Origin of the sequence: Metabacillus crassostreae (genome assembly GCF_016908395.1) — a bacterium.
Classification (GTDB): Bacteria; Bacillota; Bacilli; order Bacillales; family Bacillaceae; genus Metabacillus; species Metabacillus crassostreae.
On the sequence record NZ_JAFBDU010000005.1, the window covers coordinates 119,346 to 142,411 of the forward strand.

Here is a 23,066-nt window from a genome sequence, read left to right on the forward strand (position 1 = left end):
AATGCCCTTTAACAATACAAGCTTAACTTTTATTTAATGTAAAATTATCCTTTTCTATGCAGATACATAGTTTTTTCTATTGCTCTTACAATCTCTTAATTCAGCAATAAAAAGTAACTATGAAAAGATCTATATTAGCAGGAAGTTAACAAAGTATAAAAGTTCAATTTTTCAAGGGTTATTTGATTTCACACGCTATAGTGGAATGGAGCGGAAGACATTTGACTCCTGCGGGTGTAGAGGAAAGGCTGAGACCCCACAGGCGCTTGCGCCGAGGAGGCTCAGCTTCCTCCCCGCGGAAAGCAAATGTCTGCAGCGAAATGGAACGGAGTTGTTACGTACTAAAAGCTATTAAAATAACAACAAAGTTGCGAGACAGCATTTCCAAAAGATTAATTGATTTTAACTATCCTATAGTGGAATGGAGCGGAAGACATTTGACTCCTGTGGGTGTGAGGAAAAGGTGAGACCACGCAAGCGCTTGCGCTGAGGAGGCTCAGCTTCCTCCCCACGGAAAGCAAATGTCTGCAGCGAAATGGAACGAACTTGTTACCCTCAAAAGAACTAATTAGATAGAGAAATAAAACAAAATCAATAAATACATATCAGCCTAAATCTAAAAAACCATGTAAGGAAAGCTAACATGTATATAAAATAAATGATTTATCCGTGATACATTATAAGAAACTTTCCTAAGGGAGGCAATTCAAGTGGATAAAAAGAAATTAGTCTTAATTGGAAACGGAATGGCCGGAGTTAGAGCAATCGAAGAAATCTTAAAAATATCAAATGAATTATTTGACATTACAATCTTCGGAAGTGAACCACACCCTAACTATAATAGAATTTTATTATCAAAGGTTCTTCAAGGAGATACAGCTGTTAAGGATATAACGTTAAACGACTGGGATTGGTATGAGGAAAATAATATTACCCTTTATACAGATGAAACAGTCACGAAGATTGACTCAGAAATGAAGGTTGTTTTATCAGATAAAGGCCGAGAGATTGCTTATGATGAAGTGATTATTGCTACAGGATCCGTACCATTTATCCTCCCTTTACCTGGAGCTGATAAAGAAGGTGTAACAGCATTTCGTGATATAAAAGATACAGACATTATGCTTGATGCATCCAAAAGATTTAAAAAAGCAGCTGTTATCGGTGGTGGGTTACTAGGACTAGAAGCAGCTCGAGGTTTATTGAATTTAGGAATGGATGTTTCCGTGATTCACATAGCTCCAACATTAATGGAACGTCAATTAGATGAAACAGCAGGTAAATTATTGCAAAAAGAATTAGAGAAACAAGGAATGAAGTTTCTTTTAGAAAAAGCAACTGAAGAGATTTATGGAGAAGAGCGAGTAGAGGGATTGAAATTTAAAGATGGTACAAATCTTGAAGCAGATTTAGTTGTTATGGCAGTTGGAATTAAACCAAATATCCAACTAGCGAAAGAAAGTGGATTAACAGTAAATCGAGGAATTGTTGTAAATGATTATTTACAAACAGATCTTCCTAATGTTTATGCAGTTGGTGAATGTGCAGAGCATAACGGTATTCCATATGGCCTTGTTGCTCCTTTATATGAACAAGCAAAAGTATTAGCACATCAAATATGTGGTAAAGCTACAGCTCCTTATCAAGGCTCAGTTCTATCAACACAACTCAAAGTATCTGGTGTTGAAGTTTTCTCTGCTGGTGATTTTACAGAAGATGAAGAGAAAAAATCGATTAAGATCTTTGATGAGCAGGATGGAATTTATAAAAAGATTGTCCTCAAAGGTAATAAAATCGTTGGTGCTGTTTTGTTTGGTGATAGTAAGGAAGGTAATCGTCTGTTTTCAATGATTAAAAAAGAAGCAGATATTTCAGACACAGAGAAAATTAGCATTTTACAACCATTAGGTGCAGAAGCTGGAGAAAGCTTAGTTGCTACAATGAGTGCTGATGAAATTATTTGTGGATGTAATGGGGTTTCTAAAGGTGCCATTATTGAGGCCATTCAAGAAAAAGGCTGTACATCTGTAGATGATATTAAAGCCTGTACGAGTGCTTCAAGATCCTGTGGAGGTTGTAAGCCACTAGTTTCAGATGTTTTACAATTTGCGTTAGGCTCTGATTTTGATGCATCTACCCAAAAAGAAGCAATCTGTAGCTGTACAGCATTATCAAGAGACGAAGTTGTTGAAGAGATAAAATCAAAAGGTCTTAAACATATAAGAGAAGTGATGAATGTACTTGATTGGGAATCTGAGGAAGGCTGCTCTAAATGTCGTCCAGCTTTAAACTATTACTTAGGTATGGTTAATCCAATCGAATATGAAGATGAAAGAGAATCACGATTTGTAAATGAACGAATGCATGCAAATATTCAAAAAGATGGTACGTATTCAGTTGTTCCAAGAATGTATGGTGGAGTAACAAATGCGAAGGATTTACGAAAAATTGCAGATGTTGTTGATAAATTTGACATTCCATTAGTAAAAGTAACAGGTGGTCAACGGATTGACTTGTTTGGTGTTAGTAAGGATGATCTACCTAAAGTATGGCAGGAGCTAGATATGCCTTCTGGTTATGCTTATGGAAAATCACTGAGAACGGTAAAAACCTGTGTTGGTGAGCAATTCTGTCGCTTTGGTACGCAAGATTCAATGGGACTTGGAATACGATTAGAACAAAAATTTGAAGGCTTGCAAACACCTCATAAAGTGAAAATGGCAGTATCTGCTTGTCCGAGAAGCTGTGCAGAATCAGGCTTTAAAGATATTGGTTTTATTGGCATAGACGGTGGTTGGGAAATTTATGTTGGTGGAAATGGTGGTACACATGTTAGAGGCGGAGATTTATTATATAAAGTCAAAACCGATGAAGAAGCAATGAGTATTACTGGTGCATATTTACAATATTACCGAGAAACAGCAAACTATTTAGAACGTACATCAGCTTGGATTGAAAGAGTCGGCTTAGCACATGTTCAATCTGTATTAGATGATGCTGCTAAATGTAAAGAACTGAATGCACGTATGGATGAAACATTGTCTGTTTATAAAGATCCTTGGAAGGAAATCGTCGAAAGTAAGAAAACAACTAAAGAGTTATTTGAAACAGTGGGTAATGCTTGATTCTTATAAAATCGAATCGGAATGCAAATTGCACACTTTAAAGACTGAATATTTCGCCAAAGGGGATGATCGATATGAAGGAAATGACAAAAACCAAGTTATATGTGGGGCCTCTATTAGAATTACCTGAACGTGTAGGTAAAACCGTTATCATTGAAAAGGGAAAAGAAGTGGCAGTGTTTAGACTTTCTAATGGAAAAGTGAAGGCTGTTGAAAATAAATGTCCACATAAAGGTGGAGTATTAAGTGAAGGAATCGTAAGTGGGGACTTCGTATTTTGTCCGATGCATGATTGGAAAATTTGTCTTGAAGATGGAAATGTTCAAAAACCAGACTTTGGCTGTGTTAATAAATATGAAACACTTGTAGAAGAAGGCGATGTATTTCTATTAATATAGAAAAAAGGTATTTGGTATTTACTATATAGATTCTGTTATTATGTTAATACAATACTTTAATAGAGCAGCAAAGTAAGGTATAAAGCGAGGAAATTCTTCCCTTACTTTAAACAAAATAAAATGTGAGGGAGAATGATGGCAATGGGAAAGGTATATTTAGTAGGTGCTGGTCCTGGGGACAGTGAGCTTATTACAGTGAAGGGTTTAGAGACGATCAAAAAAGCGGATGTTATTTTATATGATCGTCTAGTAAACCCAGCAATCCTTGATCATGTACCATTAAATTGTGAGCTAATCTATTGTGGAAAGCTACCAACTCGTCATTTTATGAAGCAGGAAGAAATTAATACTGTATTAGTAGAAAAGGCATTAGCAGGCTTCACCGTTGTGAGGCTAAAAGGAGGAGATCCGAGTGTATTTGGAAGAGTTGGTGAAGAAGCTGAAGTATTAGCGGAAAACAACATTCCTTATGAAATAGTACCCGGTATTACCTCAGGAATTGCGGCTCCACTTTATGCAGGGATTCCTGTCACACACCGTGATTATGCAGGCTCCTTTGCCATTGTTACAGCTCATGATAAATCAAAAAATGGTAAGCCTGATATCGATTGGGAGGGCTTATCACGAGGAGTACAAACAATTGCCTTCTATATGGGGATTTCAAATTTAGAACATATATGTGAAAATCTAATTTTACATGGCAAGCCGGCTGATACTCCTGTAGCAATCATCAGGTGGGGAACATGGAGCAGACAGCAAACGGTTGTTGGGACATTATCAACAATTGTTAAGATGGTACGTGATCAAAAGATCGAAAATCCCGCTATTACATTAGTTGGCCAAATCATTGAAACAAGAGAAAAAGTAAAATGGTTTGAAGATAAGCCATTTTTTGGCCAACAAATATTATACGTTCGGGGAAATCTTGATAGAGAGAGCTCTGTTAAAGAACTTACAGATCTTGGTGCTGATGTTATTGAATTTCCCAAATGGAAGCTTAATGAAGCAACAGTAAATAATGATGATCGAAACAACCTCTTACAAGCAGAGAAGCTACTTTTTACAACAACATTATCAGTTACCTATTTCTTAAAGCTACTAAGGAAAGAAAAAATAGATATTCGTCAAATAAAAGCTGCTTTTTACTCCAGAAATAAACACATTCAAGATTTACTTGAGGAACATGGTCTACTTGCCTTTTTAGAGGATGAATTAATAAATAAAGAAGGCTGTTTAGTTATAGGATCAACTCAGATGGAACTGCATGATACCGAACAACATCTTGGTGTGTATGATTATTATGCTGATACTAGATTTGAATCTATTATCACTAGAGCGATATCTGATGCATCAATAAATTCGGTTATGTTAGATTCTAAAGAGGCTGTACATCTTTTAATGAAGAAATCAGCGAAATATCAAATAGAAAACCTATTGGAAGCATCCATCCTTGTTAATTGTTTAACAGAAGATGCATTAGAAGTGGCTAAAGCTTATGGACTTAACGCTAATTTATTAAATGAAATAGCTCCACCTGTTTTTACCGATTTAAACCAAGGTAAAGGTAGTAAAGTCATTGAATTAACTTACTAAATATAACGGCATAATGAGTCTTACTTCAAAAATCAGATTATCTCTTTAAGAGTTGATCTGATTTTTTATTTCTTTATTTTATTACTTAATTCAATACTATAGGGTCTAACAGTAGTTTTATGACTTACACTAAAATCGATAAAATGGTAATAAGTAACATAAAGCTTTATCGATTTAGCTAATTTTATCCAGTTGAGTATATTTTGGTAGATAATGTGGCATAATTTTTTCCTGTAGAAGTGTCTTTTGTAGAAGATTAGCTAACCATGGTATGGGAATTGTTTCCATGGTCAGCTTCAAAGTATTTCTAGAAAAATTAATACTCAATTTCTTCATAATCCTTAGGTTGAGGCACAGGTTGTTCTGGAAGTGAGATGTTGTATTCTGAAAGAGCTTCTGATTTTCTTCTGTAAATTTTTCCTTTAAGAGAGTTTGACTGTTTATTGTTAGCTGGCTTTTCCATATAAACAACTCCTTTTAATTATTGATGATTATAGTTTAACCAAAATGGGTATTAAAATGTTTGAATGTAGGCATTATGCCATTGTTAAAAATTCACATCAAATGAAAACAATTGTTATGGAAGGAGACATCTTAGATGAAGGATCTTCATTCTTTTGCATGGTATGCAAAGCAAATTTCCCCTAAGCTTCCTAAAAAAGTTTTTAAGCCTGTTCCTAGTAGGCTGTGGGGTGGACTAGCCTACTTATTAATTGTGGTTGCAGGTTTTTTAACGATTGGTTTATTTCAACTACATCCATTTATTTACCTGTTAATCTCATTTGTACTTGGCACAAGCTTTGCTGCAATGGGCTTTCTTGGACATGAGATATTACATGGAACAGTTGTCAGAAAACCGTGGCTCCGTGATTTTCTTGGGGCAATTGCTTTTTGGCCATTAAGTACAGGACCTAAATTATGGAGAAAGTGGCATAACCTTTCTCATCATGTAAATACACAGCATGAGGAACATGATCCTGATGCATGGCCTACATTAGAAAGACTTTCTAGAACAAAATTATTAAATTGGATTTATCGTTTACCACACGGAGTTCGAGCATTTGGCAGCTTTGCTTCACTAACACTGATGTTTTCACTACATTCAGCAAGAATGTTTGCTGCGTATATCAAGGAGTTTAATCCAAAGCATCGCCGTTCAGTATGGGTTCAGCTAATTCTTCCTTGGATATTTTGGATAACGCTACTATTTATAATGGGACCTATAAAATGGGTGTTTGCTTTCTTGATTCCATTACTTATCGCGAATGCAATTGTGATGGGGTATATCTCAACTAATCACAGATTAAACCCAATTACAGAGATCAATGACCCATTGGCAAATAGCTTAACCGTAACTGTTCCAAAATGGGTAGATGTGCTTCATTTCAATTTTTCCTATCACACTGAGCATCACCTTTTTCCTGGTATGAGCTCGAAATACTATCCTTTAGTAAAAAAACACGTGAAAAATATGTGGCCTGAACGCTACCATGAAATGCCAATTGGTCAAGCTTTAGTGGCGCTTTGGAAAACTCCGCGTCTTTACTATGAGGGAAATCAGTTAATTGATCCAAGAGAAGGTCACGTTTATTCAACACTAGGTCATGGTTTAGATATATCCAACATAACATTTCGTAAAGTAAACAAAGACGACGCTTTAGAGAGAATCATAAAGCTTTCGAAATCCAAAGTTGGACAAGTTGTAAAAGATAAATAATATGAGAAATTAAATATTTAAAATGATGAAAGAGGCTGGGAAATAAGTATTAGCAAATGATGAATCCGAATTATTAGGTGATATTTCAATTAATCATTCACCTAATAGTTCGGGTTTTTTATTTGCCGTCATCAATAGATTTTTTGATTTTGCATACTATTTTTAAGAACTAGTGTAATGGAGCGGAATACACTAGGGCACCTACTTAGAAGAAAGGAAAGGCTGTGTCCTAAAACTAAGCAAGCGTATCTGACTGAGGAGGCCAGCTTCCTCCCCGTGGAACGCGAGTGTCTGCAGCGCAATGGAACGAACTTGTTTCTTTCAGCTTAACTGAATTTAGATTTATTTGTCTTTTTGTATGATTTCTTTAATTATGTCCTAGCCTCTCAGTTCGTAGATAAAGGATCGCTGACTTTCGAGGTACTAAGCCTAGTTTGTAGCGGATACCCTGTTTGGTAATGGATATTAATTACGAAGAAAACAAGCATGTCAAAACATTTAAAGGGATAGACATTTGTCTATCCCTAGTTAAAATCCACCTTTTTTAAAGCTTTTTTCGCAGGTCCTTCGATTACATCTCCGCCTACATCAAATCGAGATCCATGACATGGGCAATCCCAAGAACGATCACCACTGTTCCACTCTACTTCACATCCCATATGTGTACACGTTGTATCAACAAGATTAATGTTACCGTCAGCATCTTTATAACAGCCAGCACGTTTTCCATTCACCATGACGATAGAGCCTTCATCATTTCCGATATCTTCAACACGCTTATCTGCTATATCGATTTTTCCCTCAATAAGATGTGCTGCTACATCGATATTTTGCTTTAGGAATTTCTTGATACTTGGATCAGCATAAAATCGAGATGGTGAATACAATTCTTCATACGGATTAGATTTTTCTGCAACAAGATCAGCAAGTAAATGTGCTGCTGCTGTTCCGTTTGTCATACCCCATTTACGGTAGCCTGTTGCAATAAGAATATTTGTTTTGTTTGAAGTGATTGGACCAACATAAGGAACCTTATCTAATGTATAAAGATCTTGAGCTGACCAGCGATATTTAATTTCTTCAATACCAAGAACTTCTTCACCAAACTCTTCTAATGCTTGGTAATGCTTATAAGTTGATTTTCCTTGACCGGTTTTATGACCATCACCACTTATTAAAATAAGCTTTTCTCCGTTCATCGGTGTGTAACGTAATGATCGTGTTGGCGAATCTGCGCTGTAGAACATCCCACCAGGGTAATCAAGCTTTGAACGAACAGCTAAAATATATGAGCGTTCGGCATGTAATCGAGCAAAATAAAAGCCTTTTTTATCAACAAAAGGAAAATGAGAACAAGCAATTGCAAATTGACATGCTACTCTATGACCATCTCTTGTGATAATGGTTGGTTTTGGTGTTGTTTCATCAATATCAATAGCTGTTGTTTGCTCGTATATTTCACCACCAGCCTTAATTATTTCATCGACAAGTGCTTTTAAATAATTTAGTGGATGATATTGACCTTGTGACTTCATAATAACAGCACCTTTAACATCAATCGGTAAAGGGATATCATCAACAAACTCACTATGTATTCCTAGCTTTTGATAAGCATCAAATTCTTTATGAATTTTTCTAGCGTATTCATCACTAATTGCGTACATATATGAATCTTCATCTGAAAAATCACAATTAATTTTTAACTCTTTCGACGTTTGACGAATAAAGTTCAGCGCCTCATTGTTTGCCTCATAGTAAAGCTTAGCTTTTTCTTCACCCAAATGCTGAATGAATTCATCATAAATTAGTCCATGCTGTGCCGTTACCTTTGCAGTTGTATGTCCAGTTGTTCCATTTAAAAGGTTTCCTGCTTCAATAATAGCTACTTTAAAGCCTTTTTTAGATAATAAATAAGCAGTTGTAATCCCAGTAATACCACCTCCAACAATGGCAACATCAGCTTCTGTATCAATTTTTAAAGGTGAAAATGTATTTAATTGTGAAGTGTCTCTCCAAAATGGTTCTGGTTCATAAGGCATTTTTCCTTGAGGAAATTCTTCAGTCATTCCTTCTACCTCCTATATATACGTTCATTTCATTTTTTCCAATATCAGTTAAAACATGTATGTTTTTTAAAAAGACTTTCAAAAAAAAACGCTGGTGCGCTTTTATAAATTGTGGATAGGAATGAGATCGTTCCATTGTGCTCCAGACGCTTGCTCTCCTCTTAATCCACAGGAGACAAGTGTCTTCGGCTCCAATCCACTATATTTTATGTGAAAAGTAATGGTATTGAATGAGTCTTATTCCTTCTACGCCTCAAGTCCTAGTACAAAATAAAGCTCTAGCTCGTTTTGAGCTTCTTACAATACAGGTAAGATAAAGACATAGAAAAGAGCACAAGTAATAACGGAGATTAGCTCAATAAATAAAACTTGTGTAGAGCTGAAGGTATTATTAAAAACTTCACGCTTTAAAAAAGAAAGGAGGAAAAAAGATGAAGAAGTTTGGTTATTTATTATTAGGTGGGGTGGCTGTTATTGTCCTACTATCAAATCTTGCGCCAATGATTGCCCTGGCATTAACTCTTGTGATTTTGTATTACTCTTATAGAGGCTTCGTAAAAACAACCTCAACATTTAATAAAGTGTTGTTAGCTGTAATCGGAGTAATTGCTTTGTTTGCGTCAGCATCCAACCTACCAGCAGTTCTTGGCTTTGTCGCTTTATATGTACTGTATGTTGTATTTAAAAACTGGAATAAAGCTTCTAAGGTAAAAGAAAAAGAAGAGGCAGATCCATTTACGAATTTTGAAAAAGAATGGAAGAACTTAAAAAGTAATTACTAAATAACTACTAGTAAAACCACAATTAAAAGGAGAGAAAAATAATGGCAAACATTTTTTCAAGAATTAAAGATACAGTAACAGCTGATTTACACGAGGCAATTGATCAAAAGGAACAAAAAAATCCTATTTCCGTTCTTAACCACTATTTAAGACAATGTGAAAATGAAACGGAAAAAGTTCGTAAGCTTGTTGAACGTCAATATTTATTAAAAGAAGAATTTAATCGTGAATATAAAGAAGCTCTATTTTTAGCAGATAAGCGCAAACATCAAGCAGAAGTTGCAGCAAAAGCTGGAGAATCTGAGTTACATGAATTTGCTATAAAAGAGCAAGCACATTATGAGGAAAGAGTAGCTCGACTAAATGAATCTCGACTTCAAACAGGTCGTCAGCTTGAGGAATTAGAGCAAAAGTATGAGGAAATGAAGCATAAATTAAAGGATATGCAAATAAAGCGTTTGGAATTAATGGGAAGAGAGAATATTGCAAGAGCTCATCATCGTATGAATAAAGTGGTTGAACAAAATAGCCTTTCAACAAAAGCTTTTTCTCGCTTTGAAGAAATGGAAGGCTATCTAGATCGTCTTGAGCATCAAGTAAATTCAACATATCACCGTAATACAATTGATGCAAGAATTGCTCAGTTAGAAAAAAAGATAAAAATGGAAGAAACAAATACAGTTTCATAAACGAAACGTGGTATTCTAAGAAAGTAGCAAGGTACCTGGAGCTAGACACAAAAACTAAGGTTGAAAACTTATAAATACTTCTTCCTTTTTAAAAAAGGCGTAGATTTCTACGCCTTATTGTGCATGAAAAATAAGAGCTATAAGGTTGATAGTAACAGCGATAGCAAATGCTAACGGGAATTTACCAATAAGTACAGATCCTTTTAAATAAATATACTATCTATCTACTAAAATCGAGTAAAATAAAAAAGGAAGGAGGATATCACTTATGATACAAAATAACGTAAAATCAGAATACTTCAATTGGATTGTTTTAATAGGAATACTCCTTCTTTTTTTAGAGGTTTTATTTTTTAATGGTGGATTAATTATTACCTTTATTTTATCGATTGGATCCATCTATTTAGGCCGAAAATGGAAGCCTCGTTTTAGCGGTAAGGTCTTTTTTTGGATAGGGTGGATATGGTTTATTATCACGGTTTTAAATATGATGACATTTCGTTACTTTTTATGTGTTGTTTTGTTATATTATATTATTCAGTTTTTCCAAACGCAGCAGAGACCGAAGAAAATTAAACCAATTTTGTTGGAAAAACCTAATGAAAACCGTACAGAACCTTTAATGGAGCGTAAAAAGTTATTTGATAATCGATTCTTTTCCAGTCAAGAAACACCTGAACATGCCTATGAGTGGAATGATGTTAATATCCAGGTGGGGATTGGAAATACAGTGATTGATTTAAGTGAAACCGTATTACCTAAAGGTGAATCAGTTATATCTATTCGCCATTTAGTAGGAAATGTAACAATTCTTGTTCCATACGAAGTTGAGGTTCATATCAATTCTTCGATAATCGCTGGAACGCTTGCGATATTTCATGAACAAGAACAGAGAATTATTAATGAAAATATTGTTTATGAAACAGAAAATTATCAGCCTTCTGAACAGAAAATAAAGCTTTTCACTTCATTTATAACAGGTAGACTTGAGGTGAAGAGAATATGACGATTATCCAAAGGCAAATTTTAAATGGAGCTATTTTTTCACTTTGCTGTTTTGTTTTATTATCATTATTGTTTTTCACTGCTTTCCCAATAGCTAAATGGAGTTCTTTATGGGAAGAAAAGATCTTTGATTTGCCTTTCATTTATATCGTACCAAGTATTAGTATTTTAATTGGTGTTTCTTATGGACTAATTTCAGGATTGTTTTGGCAAAAGCAGCTGAATTCAGTAGAAATGGCGATACGTGAGCTTGAAAAAGGTAAAGCGATATCTGCTGAGCCACATTCAGTACCAGAAATACTAAGCATTTGGAAAAAGATTGATAAGGTACAAAAGCAAATGTTAGAGCAAACAAAGCTGTCTCAAAAGCTAGCAAATGAAAGGGCAGAGGATCAAGAAAAAAGAATTCAAGAAATGGTATCACAAGAGAGGAATAGATTAGCAAGAGAATTACATGATTCTGTAAGCCAACAGCTTTTTGCTGCTTCTATGATGATGTCAGCTATTACAGAATCGAAAGCTTCTTCTGATGATCGTGAAACAAAGCAGCTAAGATTAATTGAAGAAACGATTCATCAATCACAGCTTGAAATGAGAGCACTTCTGCTTCATCTACGTCCTGCTGCATTAAAGGGTAAAACCTTACAAGAAGGAATTCAAGAGTTACTAGTAGAATTAATGCAAAAAGTAACAATGGATATTAAATGGAAGATCGAACCGATCACTTTAGATAAGGGTGTTGAAGATCACTTATTTCGAATTCTCCAGGAATCTGTTTCAAATACATTGCGTCATTCAAAAGCAACTAGCTTAGATATTTTATTAATATTAAGAGATGATTTTGTTATTTTACGAGTCTCTGATGATGGTGTAGGTTTTGAACTTGACGAAGAAAAAACCGGATCTTATGGGTTGCAAAATATGCATGAACGAGCTATTGAGCTTGGAGGATCTATGAAAATTGTAAGCCTAAAAAATAGAGGAACACGTTTAGAAGTGAGAGTTCCTGTGCTTGCAGGGGAGGGTGCAAAAGATGATTAAAGTGGTGTTTGTTGATGATCATGAAATGGTTAGAATAGGGGTTTCCTCCTATTTATCCGCACAATCAGATATAGATGTTATTGGTGAAGCTGATAACGGTAAAAAGGGTGTTGAATTATGCCTAGAGCTTCGTCCTGATATTATTTTAATGGATTTGGTTATGAAGGAAATGGATGGTATAGAAGCAACAAAAGCAATTATTGCTGCATGGCCTGAAGCAAAGATTATTATTGTCACAAGCTTTCTTGATGATGAAAAGGTGTACCCAGCACTTGAGGCAGGTGCAACTAGCTATTTGTTAAAAACATCTAAAGCTAGTGAAATTGCCAATGCAGTTCGCTCTACATTTCATGGGCAATCAATACTTGAGCCAGAAGTCACCGGAAAAATGATGATGAAAATGAGGCAAAAAGATGTCATTTCTTTACATGATCATTTAACATCAAGAGAGATGGAGATTCTCATGCTGATGACACAGGGGAAAACGAATCAGGAAATAGCTGATGAACTATATATCGCTCTAAAAACAGCAAAAACTCATGTGAGTAATATTTTAAGCAAGCTTGAGGTTCAAGATCGTACCCAGGCTGTTATATATGCTTTTAAACACTCGCTTGTAAAATGAAGGGAAGACCAATATGCATAGACATAATGAGTTATATGAATTTCTATTAGATAATTCTTGGGAAATAACTGAGCAATGGTATCAACAAATAGAAGGTCAAGATGAATCTTCAATATACGCTGCACAGGATACAGCAACAATTAATTCCTTAAAGGAAAAAAATCAAGAATATGTAATGCAGCTACATAGAATATTTAATACAGAAGAAAAGTCATTTTTTGAGAATTTCAAAGAATGGACTGCTCATTTAGCAAAAGATCAAAAGCATTTAGATACTGATGTTCATTATGTAGTAGGAGAATTTAATCGAACACAAGAGATTTACTTATCTTATATTCAAAAGTTTTATAAAGAAAATCAAAATCAGTTGACGATTGACCAATTCTTCACATGGAGTAACATTGTAAGAAAGGTTATTAATTTAACTATCTATATTTATATTGATGAAGCAAATAAAAATACAAAGAAGCAAATTGCGGCTCAAAAAGAAATGATTAATGAATTAAGCTCACCTGTTATTCTTCTTCAAAATGATGTTGCCTTACTTCCGCTGATTGGTGATATTGATACAGCGAGGGCTAAGTTAATTATAGAAAACACATTAGCACAATCTTCACAGCTTGGAATCAATCATCTATGTATCGATTTATCAGGAGTGGCAATTATAGATACGATGGTAGCTCATGAAATCTTTAATTTGATAAAAGCACTTAAATTATTAGGAATTTCAACCACTTTATCTGGAATCCGCCCTGAAATTGCGCAAACAGCTATCCAGTTAGGACTAGATTTCGAGGAAGTACATACAGCTGCATCTCTTGCTCAGGCATTAGAGAAAATAACTAAGGGTTAAGCTTAAACACAAAAGGGTTTACTTTAATTGAAATCATTAATCTTATTTTCATAAACTCTTAGGTTTTGACAATCAACAAGCATCATCATAAAACAAATTACATAACAAAAAAGCAGCTAGTAAGATTCAGCTGCTTTTTACTCATGTTAATTTGAACTATTTTCCGCCCAATCCTCAATATCCCATACCTTTGTTACCCAATCTTCATAAAAATCAGGTTCATGGCATACAAGGACAACAGTTCCTTTATAGGCTTTGATTGCGCGTTTTAATTCTTCTTTTGCTGTCACATCCAAGTGATTTGTTGGCTCATCAAATAGTAACCAGTTGCTTTCGTTCATTTGTAGCTTACATAAACGAACCTTTGCCTGCTCTCCACCACTTAATTGTGTTAATGGTCGTGAAATATGCTCGTTTTTTAAACCACTACGTGCTAAAAGAGCTCTTACTTGATGTTGATCTAAGCTTGGGAAAGCATTCCATACATCATCGATTGGCGTAATAGAATCAGCTTTTACTTCTTGTTCAAAATAAGAAGGAAATAGGAAATCACCACGATTTACCTTACCACCTAGTGGATCAATTTTCCCAAGAATTGTTTTTAATAATGTTGATTTACCAATACCATTACAACCAACAATCGCAATTTTTTCTCCACGTTCAATTGTCATCGTTAGCTTAGGTAAAAGAGGCTCATTGTAGCCAATTTCAAGATCCTTTGCTTCAAAAACAAAGCGGCTACTTCCACGAGATTCTTTGAATTCAAATGTTGGCTTCACAGCTGTTTCAGGACGATCAATTCGTTCGATACGATCAAGCTGTTTTTGACGACTTTTTGCACGACCTGTTGTTGAATAGCGTGCTTTATTTTTAGCAATAAAGTCTTCTTGCTTTTTAATGAATTCCTTTTGTTTTTCATACGCATGTATATGTTGATTTTTATTAATTTCAGCAAGCTCTAAGAACTTCTCATAAGTTGCTGTATAACGTGTCAGTTTTGAAAATTCTAAATGGAAAATAACGTTTGATACACCATTCATAAATTCTGTATCATGTGAGATTAATAGGAAAGCATGTGGATATTCTCGTAAATAATTGCTTAACCAGCGAATATGCTCTACGTCCAAATAGTTGGTCGGCTCATCGAGTAAAAGAACATCAGGCTGTTCAAGTAAAAGCTTTGCAAGTAATACCTTTGTACGCTGACCACCACTTAATGCAGATACATCACGTTCTAAACCAATCGCATCAAGACCAAGACCACGAGCTGTTTCTTCGACCTTCATATCTAATAAATAGAAGCCTCCAGCATCTAGACGATCTTGAATTTCTGCCATTTTTTCTAGCAATTCTTCAAGCTCCTCAGGACTTGCAGTTGCCATTTTATCTGTTACTTCATTTAATTCCTTTTCTTTCTCAAATAAAGGTAAAAAAGCATCGTTTAAAATATCACGGATTGTTTTCCCTTTTGTTAAAACTGTATGTTGATCAAGGTAACCATAACGAACACCTGGAGTCCATTCAACACGCCCATCGTCATGAATCAGCTGCCCTGTAATAATATTCATCATCGTAGATTTACCTACGCCATTTGCACCAACAAGACCTACACGTTCTCCCGCTAATAAGCGAAGTGAAACGTCTTTAAATAATGTTCGATCTCCAAAGCTATGACCGAGATTATCGATTGTTAATAGACTCATTTCTCTTTAACCCTCCAAAAATAAACAGTATCTTGCCTCATTCTACTATTTTTTTATTTAATAAGCTATTGGTATATAGATGAAGTATTTTGATTTTTCAATGTTTTTTCAATTTAACCTATGACAATAAACATTTACTATGATCATGCTTGTTTTAAAAAAATGGGTACGAAAACAAATTAGATTTACGAAGTAAATACACTTATAATAGAACAAGGACTATGTGTATGTGAAAGGATGTTTTGATGAGTAAAACTGTTGTTTTAGCTGAAAAGCCTTCTGTAGGAAGAGATTTAGCTAGAGTATTAAATTGTCATAAAAAAGGAAACGGATATCTTGAAGGAGATCAATATATCGTTACATGGGCATTAGGTCATCTTGTGACTTTAGCTGACCCAGAAACATATGGTGAAAACTATAAATCCTGGCGTCTAGAAGACTTACCAATGCTACCTTCACCATTAAAGCTTGTAGTGATTAAAAAAACAGGAAAACAATTTCAAGCTGTTAAATCTCAGCTTTTACGTAAAGATGTAGGAAATATTGTCATTGCAACTGATGCAGGTCGTGAAGGAGAGCTTGTTGCTCGCTGGATCATTGAAAAAGCACATGTGAACAAGCCAATTAAACGCCTTTGGATTTCATCTGTGACAGATAAAGCCATTAAAGAGGGCTTCCGTAAGCTTAAAAGTGGTAAGGAATATGAAAATTTATATGCATCAGCTGTTGCCAGAGCAGAAGCAGATTGGATCGTTGGGTTAAATGCAACACGTGCACTAACAACAAAGTATAATGCCCAGCTATCTACTGGTCGCGTCCAAACACCAACACTTGCCATGATTGCTCAGCGCGAGGAGGAAATCCGTAGCTTCAAGCCTAAGAAATTTTATGGCATGAAGGCTGTAACAAATGACGGATTATCTCTTATTTGGCAAGATGCTAAAACGAAGGATGCAAAAACATTTGCTGAAGAACAGCTTGATCAAAAATTAAAGGTTTTGAAAAATAAATCAGCAGTCGTTGTTGATGTGAAAACAACGCCGAAAAAATCCTATTCACCTGCACTATACGATTTAACTGAGCTTCAGCGTGATGCAAATAAACGATATGGTTATTCTGCAAAAGAAACACTTTCAATCATGCAAAAGCTATATGAGCAGCATAAAGTATTAACATATCCAAGAACCGATTCACGCTATTTAACAAGTGATCTTGTTTCTACATTAAAAGATCGACTTGATGCCTGCCGAACAAAGGAGCATGCTGCAGTTATTGCAAAAATTACAAAACAACCGATAAAAGCAAATAAATCATTTGTTGATGATCAAAAGGTTTCAGATCACCATGCGATTATTCCAACAGAAGAGTCTGTACCGATGAGTGCTCTCAGTGATAAAGAAAGAAAAATTTATGACTTAGTTGTGAAGCGTTTTTTAGCTGTTTTATTACCTGCTTATCAATATGATCAAACGATTGTAACAACTGAAATCGGGAATGAGCCATTTTTTGCAAAAGGAAAACAAATTGTTTCTCTTGGCTGGAAAGAGGTTTACACCGACTACAAAGACGAGGACAGTGATGACGAACAAACACTTCCTTCCTTATCAAAAGGTGACAAGCTTTCACTAACATCATTATCAAAAACAACAGGTGAAACAAAACCACCTTCACGCTTTAATGAAGCAGCTCTTCTTTCGGCAATGGAAAATCCAACAAAATATATGGCAGGAGAAAGCAAAGAGCTAATCCAAACAATAGGTGAAACAGGTGGATTAGGCACTGTTGCAACAAGAGCTGATATTATTGAGAAATTATATAGTAGCTTCTTAATAGAAAAGAAGGGGAAAGAACTGTTCATTACTTCAAAAGGTAAACAGCTGTTAACACTAGTTCCTGGAGATTTAAAATCTCCAGTGTTAACAGCAGAGTGGGAGAGAAAGCTAACAAAAATCTCAAAAGGCTCTTTACCGAAGCAAACCTTTTTAAATGAAATGAAGCATTATGCCAAAGAGGTTGTAAATGAAATAAAAAATAGCAAGCAAACCTTTAAGCATGACAATGTAACAGGAAAGAAATGTCCAGAATGCAGTAAGCTTCTTCTTGAAGTGAATGGCAAAAAAGGAAAAATGCTTGTTTGTCAGGATCGTGAATGCGGCTATAAAAAGGGTGTTTCAAAAGTTACCAATGCTCGCTGTCCAAATTGCCATAAAAAGCTTGAGCTACGAGGTGAAGGCGAAGGTCAAATGTTCGCTTGCCGCTGTGGTCACAGAGAAAAAATGTCAACATTCCAGGAAAGACGTAAAAAAAATCAAAACAGTAAAGTCTCCAAACGTGATGTTGCACAATATATGAAAAAACAAGATGACGAGTTTACTAACAATGCACTAGCAGATGCGTTAGCTAAGCTTAATCTTAAGAAGTAATTCCCTGCAAGTGAACGATTTTTAGAATAGGAAGATTAACATGCCACTTATTAAAACGGATATGTTTATTTATGCACCGCGCCACATTTGCTTTGATATTGCGCGGGATATTGATATTCACACCCAATCAACAAGCCAAACGAATGAACGCGCAGTTGCTGGTGTAACAAGCGGCTTGATTGGATTGAATGAAACGGTAACATGGGAAGCCGTTCATTTTGGATTAAAACAGAACCTAACTGTACGCATAACAGAACTGGATTTTCCAAACAGGTTTGTTGATGAAATGGAAAAAGGTGCATTCAAACGCTTTTATCATGTTCACGAATTTATCGAAAAAGAAAATGGTACATTGATGGTGGATTCGTTTGATTACACATCTCCATTTGGCTTTATAGGCAGAATAGCAGATCGACTTTTTCTCGAGCAGTATATGAAGGACTTTTTAGTGAAGCGTAATCGGTATATTAAGCTGATTGCGGAAGATAGGTATAGTGGGAAGTAGGAAGTGGGCCGCTTGGATGCGGCTTTTTTGTATTTGGGAAATTTGCAGGCGCGTCGGCATAGGTGGGTGTGGCTGACGGGGGGGCTTGCTTTGCGAAATTTGTTAATTGGTGTCGAATGAACGATTATATATGAAAGTTGAAGAAATAACATCAAAAGTTGAATGATTATCGCCCAAAGTTGAACGATTAATAGCGAAAGTTGATGATTCCTAGTTCCAAACGAAATTTAATATAAAAGGAGAGAGGAATTAGCTGTTTTTTATAGAAGATATACGTCATAAATGAATGGAGTTGATAGAATGATCATAAAAACACGTGAAAAGCCGCTAGTTATTTTACAACTAGAAGCATTAGTAGACAGGTTACCACAAGACCATATTAAACTACCTAGGATAAAAGAGAGTTTAGCGAAAAGAAAGGCCGGATACAAAGGAGAAAAGGCTGTTGACTATCATCTTGAGCAGTTACCGGAAAAAGACTTCATCATTTTAAATGATTTACGACTTCAAAATGATGTTTACTACTTTCAACTTGATTCTATCCTCATCAATAGTAGCTTTATAATTAATCTAGAAATAAAGAATATTGCGGGTACACTCTTTTTTGACCAAAACTTTCATCAGTTAATACGTACTATAGATGGCAAAGAAACTGCTTTTCCAGATCCAATAGTTCAGTCGCAGCAGCATGTTACAAAGCTAAAGAAATGGCTAGGCAATAAACAGTTTCCAGAAGTTCCAATTATTCCTCTTGTTGTAATAAGCAATACAAACACTCTCATCCGGACATCTCCTGAAAATCAACGGTTAAATGACATTGTCATCAACATCAATTACCTTCCCTTTAAAATCCTACAAATTCAAAAACTCTTTTCAAAACAAATGTTTACTGACAAAGATATGAAGAAATTAGCAAGGCAATTGAAGAAAAACCACATAGAGCAATTTCAACCTGTTTTACCTAGGTTTGAAATAGATGAAAAAGAGGTACTTAAAGGTGTAATATGTCCAGCTTGTAAAACGTTAGGTATGGCAAGGATATTTGGGAGTTGGTGTTGTCCTAGATGTCAAACAAAAGATAAAGAAGCACATATTCTGGCATTAAATGACTACTATCTATTATTTGGTCAAGATATTACAAATAAGCAATTAAGAAAACATATATGTATTTCTTCTCCTACATTAGCTGTAAGGATTCTAAACTCTGTAACTCACTCATCTCATGGATCCACAAAATCAAAAGTGTACAAATTATCCTTAATTGATAAAGAATAACCATCCAACTAATGCACAACCTCCCATTACAGTAGTATTTTTTCCAAATAAGTGAACAATTTATGATCAAATTATTACGAATTCGTGATCATCCGTTGAACGTTGCATGACACTTCTTTTTATTGATTATCAGAGAAGCGAACGTCTGATATGATGTGAGTAAGCAGTTTGTGTGATCTTTCACACAGTTTATTTTAAATTATATCGAATTGTAATTAGTTCATTTGTTCACAATTGCTTTTCGGATTTATGTAGTTCCAAAGAATAGATTGAAAGTTTATGTGTTTTTAAAGAAAGGAGTACTTGTATGAAATTGAAATTGGCTTTATTCACAATTATTTTATCTGCTATGACAGTACTTGCAGGTTGTGAGCCTTTATTGGTATTAGATCCTAAAGGTCCTCAAGCAGAAAGACTCGCTAGTGACATTCTATTATCAATGGGAATTATGCTAGGTATTGTTATTGTTGTATTAGTGTTATTGGTTATGACGTTAGTAAAATATCGTGCTTCTAAACAAGCAGATGATTATGAGCCACCACATATTGAAGGGAATATTTGGGTAGAGGCAGTTATGATTGGTATTCCAATCCTTATCGTTGCGTACCTTTCATTTGTTTCCGTACAGAGTAACTATATTGTAGAGTCAGCACCAAAAGGTTATGAAGATAAAGAGCCATTAGTTGTTTATGCTTCATCATCTAACTGGAAATGGCATTTTAGTTATCCTGAAGAAGGAATCGAAACAGTTAACTATTTATATATTCCAACAGATCGTGCTCTTGAATTTAAATTATATTCTCATGGACCCATTACAAGCTTCTGGATTCCACAATTGGGTGGGCAGAAATATGCGATGAATGACCATGTGACAACCCTTCATTTAGCAGCAGATGTTGCTGGAGACTATATGGGACGAAATGCAAACTTTAGTGGTGCAGGCTTTGCTGAAAATATTTTTGATGTAACAGCTATGTCACAAGAAGAGTTTGATGAGTGGGTAGAAGAAGTAAAGAAAACAGCTGAACCGATAACAGAAAATAAATTCGAGGAATTACTTGAGCCTGGTCATCTTGGACGTATGACATTCACTGGTACACACTTAGAATTCAATTCACCACCAGAAGGTCACCATAATCATGGCTCAACAGATGATGAAGATCATGAAGACCATGAAAATCATGGAGAAGAAACAGATTCACATTCATCAGAAGAAACAGATCATAGTCATCATTAATAGAGGTTTTTAAAGAGCTAAATCCTTAATAAAAAGGTTTTATCATTACGGATATTTCACTTCCGAAAGGAGTCAAAATAGAATGGAATTTTTCGAACGCTTTGCCATACCTCATCCAAGTCTTCCGATTTATATAGCAATGGTATCTATTGGACTTACTGTTATAGGAATACTTGCAGGGTTAACGTACTTTAAAAAATGGGGTTATTTATGGCGTGAATGGTTAACAACTGTAGACCATAAAAAAATCGGTATTATGTATTTACTTTCTGCCTTAGTGATGCTTTTCCGTGGTGGAGTAGATGCGATTATGATGCGTGCACAGCTTGCTGTTCCTGATAATGTTTTATTAGATTCGCAGCATTATAATGAAATTTTTACAACTCATGGAATTGTTATGATTTTATTTATGGCGATGCCATTTATCATGTTCTTTATGAACTTTGTTGTTCCATTACAAATTGGAGCACGTGATGTTGCTTTCCCACGATTGAATGCATTGAGCTTTTGGTTGTTCTTTATGGGTGCAATGTTATTTAATATCTCATTCGTAATTGGTGGTTCTCCTGATGCTGGGTGGACTTCGTATTTCCCACTTGCAGGGAACGAATTTAGTAAGTCAGTTGGTACGAATTATTATATGATTGCCATTCAGATTGCTGGTATTGGTACATTAATGACAGGTATTAACTTTATTACAACGATCCTTAAAATGAGAGCACCTGGTATGACGTTAATGAAAATGCCAATGTTCACATGGTCTTCTTTAATTGCTAGTGCAATTATCGTATTTGCTTTCCCTGTCTTAACAGTGGCACTTGCAATGGGAACAATGGACAGATTGTTCGGCACGAACTTCTTTACACTTGATAACGGCGGTATGGATATGCTTTGGGCTAATATCTTCTGGGTATGGGGACATCCTGAGGTTTATATCTTAATTTTACCTGCGTTTGGTATTTTTAGTGAAATTATATCTACATTCGCCAGACGTAACTTATATGGATACAAATCAATGGTAGGATCAATGGTTATTATCTCACTTCTATCATTTATCGTTTGGGCTCATCACTTCTTTACAATGGGTCAAGGGGCATTTACAAACAGTATTTTCTCTGTAACAACTATGGCAATAGCTGTTCCAACAGGTGTTAAGATTTTCAACTGGATACTAACACTTCGCAAAGGAAAAATTACTGTGCCAACACCAATGCTTTACTCTTTACTTTTTATTCCTCTATTCACTTTAGGTGGAGTAACAGGAGTAATGCTTGCGATGTCAGCTGCAGATTATCAGTATCATAATACGATGTTCTTAGTAGCTCACTTCCACAATGTTATTATTCCAGGTGTAGTTTACGCTATGCTTGCAGGATTCACTTACTACTGGCCAAAACTTTTCGGTTTCATGTTAAATGAGAGAATCGGAAAATGGACAGCATGGTTAATGTCTATAGGATTTATCTTGGCGTTTATCCCAATGTATATTACAGGACTAGATGGTCAAGCACGTCGTATGTACACATATTCTGAGTCAACAGGATTTGGTCCACTAAACATGGTTTCATTTGGTGGAGCTACAATAATGGGAATCAGCTTTGTTCTGATTGTTTATAACATCTACTATAGCTTCCGTTATGCATCAAGAGATATTGGTTCAGATCCTTGGAATGCACGTACGCTTGAGTGGGCAACACATACACCTGTTCCAGAATATAACTTTGCAATTATTCCAGAAGTTAAGTCTGAAGAAGCATTCTGGGATGCAAAGAAAAAAGGACATGTATTATTTAAAGGTGAATATGAAAAGATTCATATGCCTAACAACAGTGGTTTACCGTTTATCTTAAGCTGTATATTCTTTGTTTGGGGCTTCTCATTGGTATTTAGCTTATGGATCCCAGCAATTATTACAACAATAGGAATCTTTGTATGTATGACAGTACGTTCATTTGAAAAAGATCATGGACGTTACATCTCTGTGAAAGAGATTGAAGAAACTGAATCAGAATTGCGAGGTGCGTAATAA

The 23,066-nt window shown here is 35.3% G+C and carries 18 protein-coding genes; 15 read left to right on the forward strand and 3 right to left on the reverse strand.

Annotated elements, in window-relative coordinates; translation table 11 throughout:
- The first annotated feature begins 710 nt into the window (after positions 1-710).
- The 3 genes from nirB to cobA all read left to right on the forward strand — a co-directional run bounded on the left by nirB (position 711) and on the right by cobA (position 5,116).
- Positions 711-3,125 (forward strand): nitrite reductase large subunit NirB, encoded by a 2,415-nt coding sequence (nirB, locus tag JOC75_RS15730; protein ID WP_204954966.1) that lies wholly within the window; start codon positions 711-713, stop codon positions 3,123-3,125.
- Positions 3,126-3,199: 74 nt separating this feature from the next.
- Positions 3,200-3,523 (forward strand): nitrite reductase small subunit NirD, encoded by a 324-nt coding sequence (gene nirD, locus JOC75_RS15735; protein WP_239589512.1) that lies wholly within the window; start codon positions 3,200-3,202, stop codon positions 3,521-3,523.
- A 141-nt stretch (positions 3,524-3,664) separates the two neighbouring features.
- Positions 3,665-5,116: a uroporphyrinogen-III C-methyltransferase gene (gene cobA / locus JOC75_RS15740; RefSeq protein WP_239589513.1), complete on the forward strand. Its 1,452-nt coding sequence runs from the start codon at positions 3,665-3,667 to the stop codon at positions 5,114-5,116.
- 316 nt (positions 5,117-5,432) lie between these two features.
- Here cobA and JOC75_RS15745 read toward each other — a convergent pair whose 3' ends face one another.
- Positions 5,433-5,579 (reverse strand): hypothetical protein, encoded by a 147-nt coding sequence (locus tag JOC75_RS15745; protein WP_204954969.1) that lies wholly within the window; start codon positions 5,577-5,579, stop codon positions 5,433-5,435.
- Positions 5,580-5,714: 135 nt separating this feature from the next.
- Between JOC75_RS15745 and desB the strand changes: the two genes are divergently transcribed.
- The gene (desB, locus tag JOC75_RS15750; RefSeq protein WP_204954970.1) at positions 5,715-6,833 is read left to right on the forward strand and encodes a Delta(10) desaturase DesB; all 1,119 of its coding nucleotides are present in this window, start codon (positions 5,715-5,717) and stop codon (positions 6,831-6,833) included.
- 524 nt (positions 6,834-7,357) lie between these two features.
- On the opposite strand, the gene JOC75_RS15755 is transcribed toward desB, so the two are convergent.
- Entirely contained in the window at positions 7,358-8,899 is a 1,542-nt protein-coding gene (locus tag JOC75_RS15755; RefSeq protein WP_239589514.1) for an FAD-dependent oxidoreductase, read from the reverse strand.
- Positions 8,900-9,330: 431 nt separating this feature from the next.
- Here JOC75_RS15755 and JOC75_RS15760 point away from each other — a divergent pair, with 431 nt between their 5' ends.
- The 6 genes from JOC75_RS15760 to JOC75_RS15785 all read left to right on the forward strand — a co-directional run bounded on the left by JOC75_RS15760 (position 9,331) and on the right by JOC75_RS15785 (position 13,894).
- Entirely contained in the window at positions 9,331-9,681 is a 351-nt protein-coding gene (locus tag JOC75_RS15760) for a lmo0954 family membrane protein (protein WP_204954971.1), read from the forward strand.
- 41 nt (positions 9,682-9,722) lie between these two features.
- Complete coding sequence (locus tag JOC75_RS15765) at positions 9,723-10,370, forward strand: PspA/IM30 family protein (protein WP_204954972.1); 648 nt, start codon at positions 9,723-9,725, stop codon at positions 10,368-10,370.
- Positions 10,371-10,638: 268 nt separating this feature from the next.
- On the forward strand, positions 10,639-11,376 hold the full coding sequence (liaF, locus tag JOC75_RS15770) for a cell wall-active antibiotics response protein LiaF (RefSeq protein WP_239589515.1): 738 nt from the start codon (positions 10,639-10,641) through the stop codon (positions 11,374-11,376).
- Entirely contained in the window at positions 11,373-12,416 is a 1,044-nt protein-coding gene (locus tag JOC75_RS15775) for a sensor histidine kinase (RefSeq protein ID WP_204954973.1), read from the forward strand. Before liaF ends, JOC75_RS15775 begins: the two co-directional genes overlap by 4 nt.
- Positions 12,409-13,041 carry a response regulator transcription factor gene (locus JOC75_RS15780; RefSeq protein ID WP_204954974.1) on the forward strand — a complete coding sequence of 211 codons (633 nt, stop codon included), beginning with the start codon at positions 12,409-12,411 and terminating at the stop codon, positions 13,039-13,041. Before JOC75_RS15775 ends, JOC75_RS15780 begins: the two co-directional genes overlap by 8 nt.
- A gap of 13 nt (positions 13,042-13,054) precedes the next feature.
- Positions 13,055-13,894 (forward strand): STAS domain-containing protein, encoded by an 840-nt coding sequence (locus JOC75_RS15785; RefSeq protein WP_204954975.1) that lies wholly within the window; start codon positions 13,055-13,057, stop codon positions 13,892-13,894.
- A 146-nt stretch (positions 13,895-14,040) separates the two neighbouring features.
- On the opposite strand, the gene JOC75_RS15790 is transcribed toward JOC75_RS15785, so the two are convergent.
- Positions 14,041-15,597, reverse strand: a complete 1,557-nt coding sequence (locus JOC75_RS15790) for an ABC-F family ATP-binding cassette domain-containing protein (RefSeq protein ID WP_204954976.1) — start codon at positions 15,595-15,597, stop codon at positions 14,041-14,043.
- A gap of 245 nt (positions 15,598-15,842) precedes the next feature.
- On the opposite strand from JOC75_RS15790, the gene JOC75_RS15795 reads away from it, so the two are divergent.
- The 5 genes from JOC75_RS15795 to qoxB all read left to right on the forward strand — a co-directional run bounded on the left by JOC75_RS15795 (position 15,843) and on the right by qoxB (position 23,063).
- Positions 15,843-18,020, forward strand: coding sequence for a DNA topoisomerase III (locus JOC75_RS15795; protein ID WP_204954977.1), 2,178 nt, complete (start codon positions 15,843-15,845; stop codon positions 18,018-18,020).
- 40 nt (positions 18,021-18,060) lie between these two features.
- Positions 18,061-18,525, forward strand: a complete 465-nt coding sequence (locus tag JOC75_RS15800) for an SRPBCC family protein (RefSeq protein WP_204954978.1) — start codon at positions 18,061-18,063, stop codon at positions 18,523-18,525.
- 300 nt (positions 18,526-18,825) lie between these two features.
- On the forward strand, positions 18,826-19,800 hold the full coding sequence (locus JOC75_RS15805) for a nuclease-related domain-containing protein (RefSeq protein ID WP_204954979.1): 975 nt from the start codon (positions 18,826-18,828) through the stop codon (positions 19,798-19,800).
- Positions 19,801-20,107: 307 nt separating this feature from the next.
- Positions 20,108-21,037 carry a cytochrome aa3 quinol oxidase subunit II gene (gene qoxA, locus JOC75_RS15810; protein ID WP_204954980.1) on the forward strand — a complete coding sequence of 310 codons (930 nt, stop codon included), beginning with the start codon at positions 20,108-20,110 and terminating at the stop codon, positions 21,035-21,037.
- Between the two features lie 82 nt (positions 21,038-21,119).
- Entirely contained in the window at positions 21,120-23,063 is a 1,944-nt protein-coding gene (gene qoxB, locus JOC75_RS15815; protein WP_204954981.1) for a cytochrome aa3 quinol oxidase subunit I, read from the forward strand.
- Positions 23,064-23,066: the final 3 nt, after the last annotated feature.

Bases quoted from the DNA above. Each gene is read 5' to 3' on its own strand.
- nirD (WP_239589512.1), top strand. From the start codon at position 3,200: ATGAAGGAAATGACAAAAACCAAGTTATATGTGGGGCCTCTATTAGAA.
- qoxA (WP_204954980.1), top strand. From the start codon at position 20,108: ATGAAATTGAAATTGGCTTTATTCACAATTATTTTATCTGCTATGACA.
- JOC75_RS15790 (WP_204954976.1), bottom strand. From the start codon at position 15,597: ATGAGTCTATTAACAATCGATAATCTCGGTCATAGCTTTGGAGATCGA.
- JOC75_RS15760 (WP_204954971.1), top strand. From the start codon at position 9,331: ATGAAGAAGTTTGGTTATTTATTATTAGGTGGGGTGGCTGTTATTGTC.
- cobA (WP_239589513.1), top strand. From the start codon at position 3,665: ATGGGAAAGGTATATTTAGTAGGTGCTGGTCCTGGGGACAGTGAGCTT.
- JOC75_RS15805 (WP_204954979.1), top strand. From the start codon at position 18,826: ATGATCATAAAAACACGTGAAAAGCCGCTAGTTATTTTACAACTAGAA.
- JOC75_RS15780 (WP_204954974.1), top strand. From the start codon at position 12,409: ATGATTAAAGTGGTGTTTGTTGATGATCATGAAATGGTTAGAATAGGG.
- desB (WP_204954970.1), top strand. From the start codon at position 5,715: ATGAAGGATCTTCATTCTTTTGCATGGTATGCAAAGCAAATTTCCCCT.
- JOC75_RS15765 (WP_204954972.1), top strand. From the start codon at position 9,723: ATGGCAAACATTTTTTCAAGAATTAAAGATACAGTAACAGCTGATTTA.
- qoxB (WP_204954981.1), top strand. From the start codon at position 21,120: ATGGAATTTTTCGAACGCTTTGCCATACCTCATCCAAGTCTTCCGATT.
- JOC75_RS15775 (WP_204954973.1), top strand. From the start codon at position 11,373: ATGACGATTATCCAAAGGCAAATTTTAAATGGAGCTATTTTTTCACTT.
- JOC75_RS15745 (WP_204954969.1), bottom strand. From the start codon at position 5,579: ATGGAAAAGCCAGCTAACAATAAACAGTCAAACTCTCTTAAAGGAAAA.
- JOC75_RS15785 (WP_204954975.1), top strand. From the start codon at position 13,055: ATGCATAGACATAATGAGTTATATGAATTTCTATTAGATAATTCTTGG.
- JOC75_RS15755 (WP_239589514.1), bottom strand. From the start codon at position 8,899: ATGACTGAAGAATTTCCTCAAGGAAAAATGCCTTATGAACCAGAACCA.
- JOC75_RS15800 (WP_204954978.1), top strand. From the start codon at position 18,061: ATGCCACTTATTAAAACGGATATGTTTATTTATGCACCGCGCCACATT.
- liaF (WP_239589515.1), top strand. From the start codon at position 10,639: ATGATACAAAATAACGTAAAATCAGAATACTTCAATTGGATTGTTTTA.
- JOC75_RS15795 (WP_204954977.1), top strand. From the start codon at position 15,843: ATGAGTAAAACTGTTGTTTTAGCTGAAAAGCCTTCTGTAGGAAGAGAT.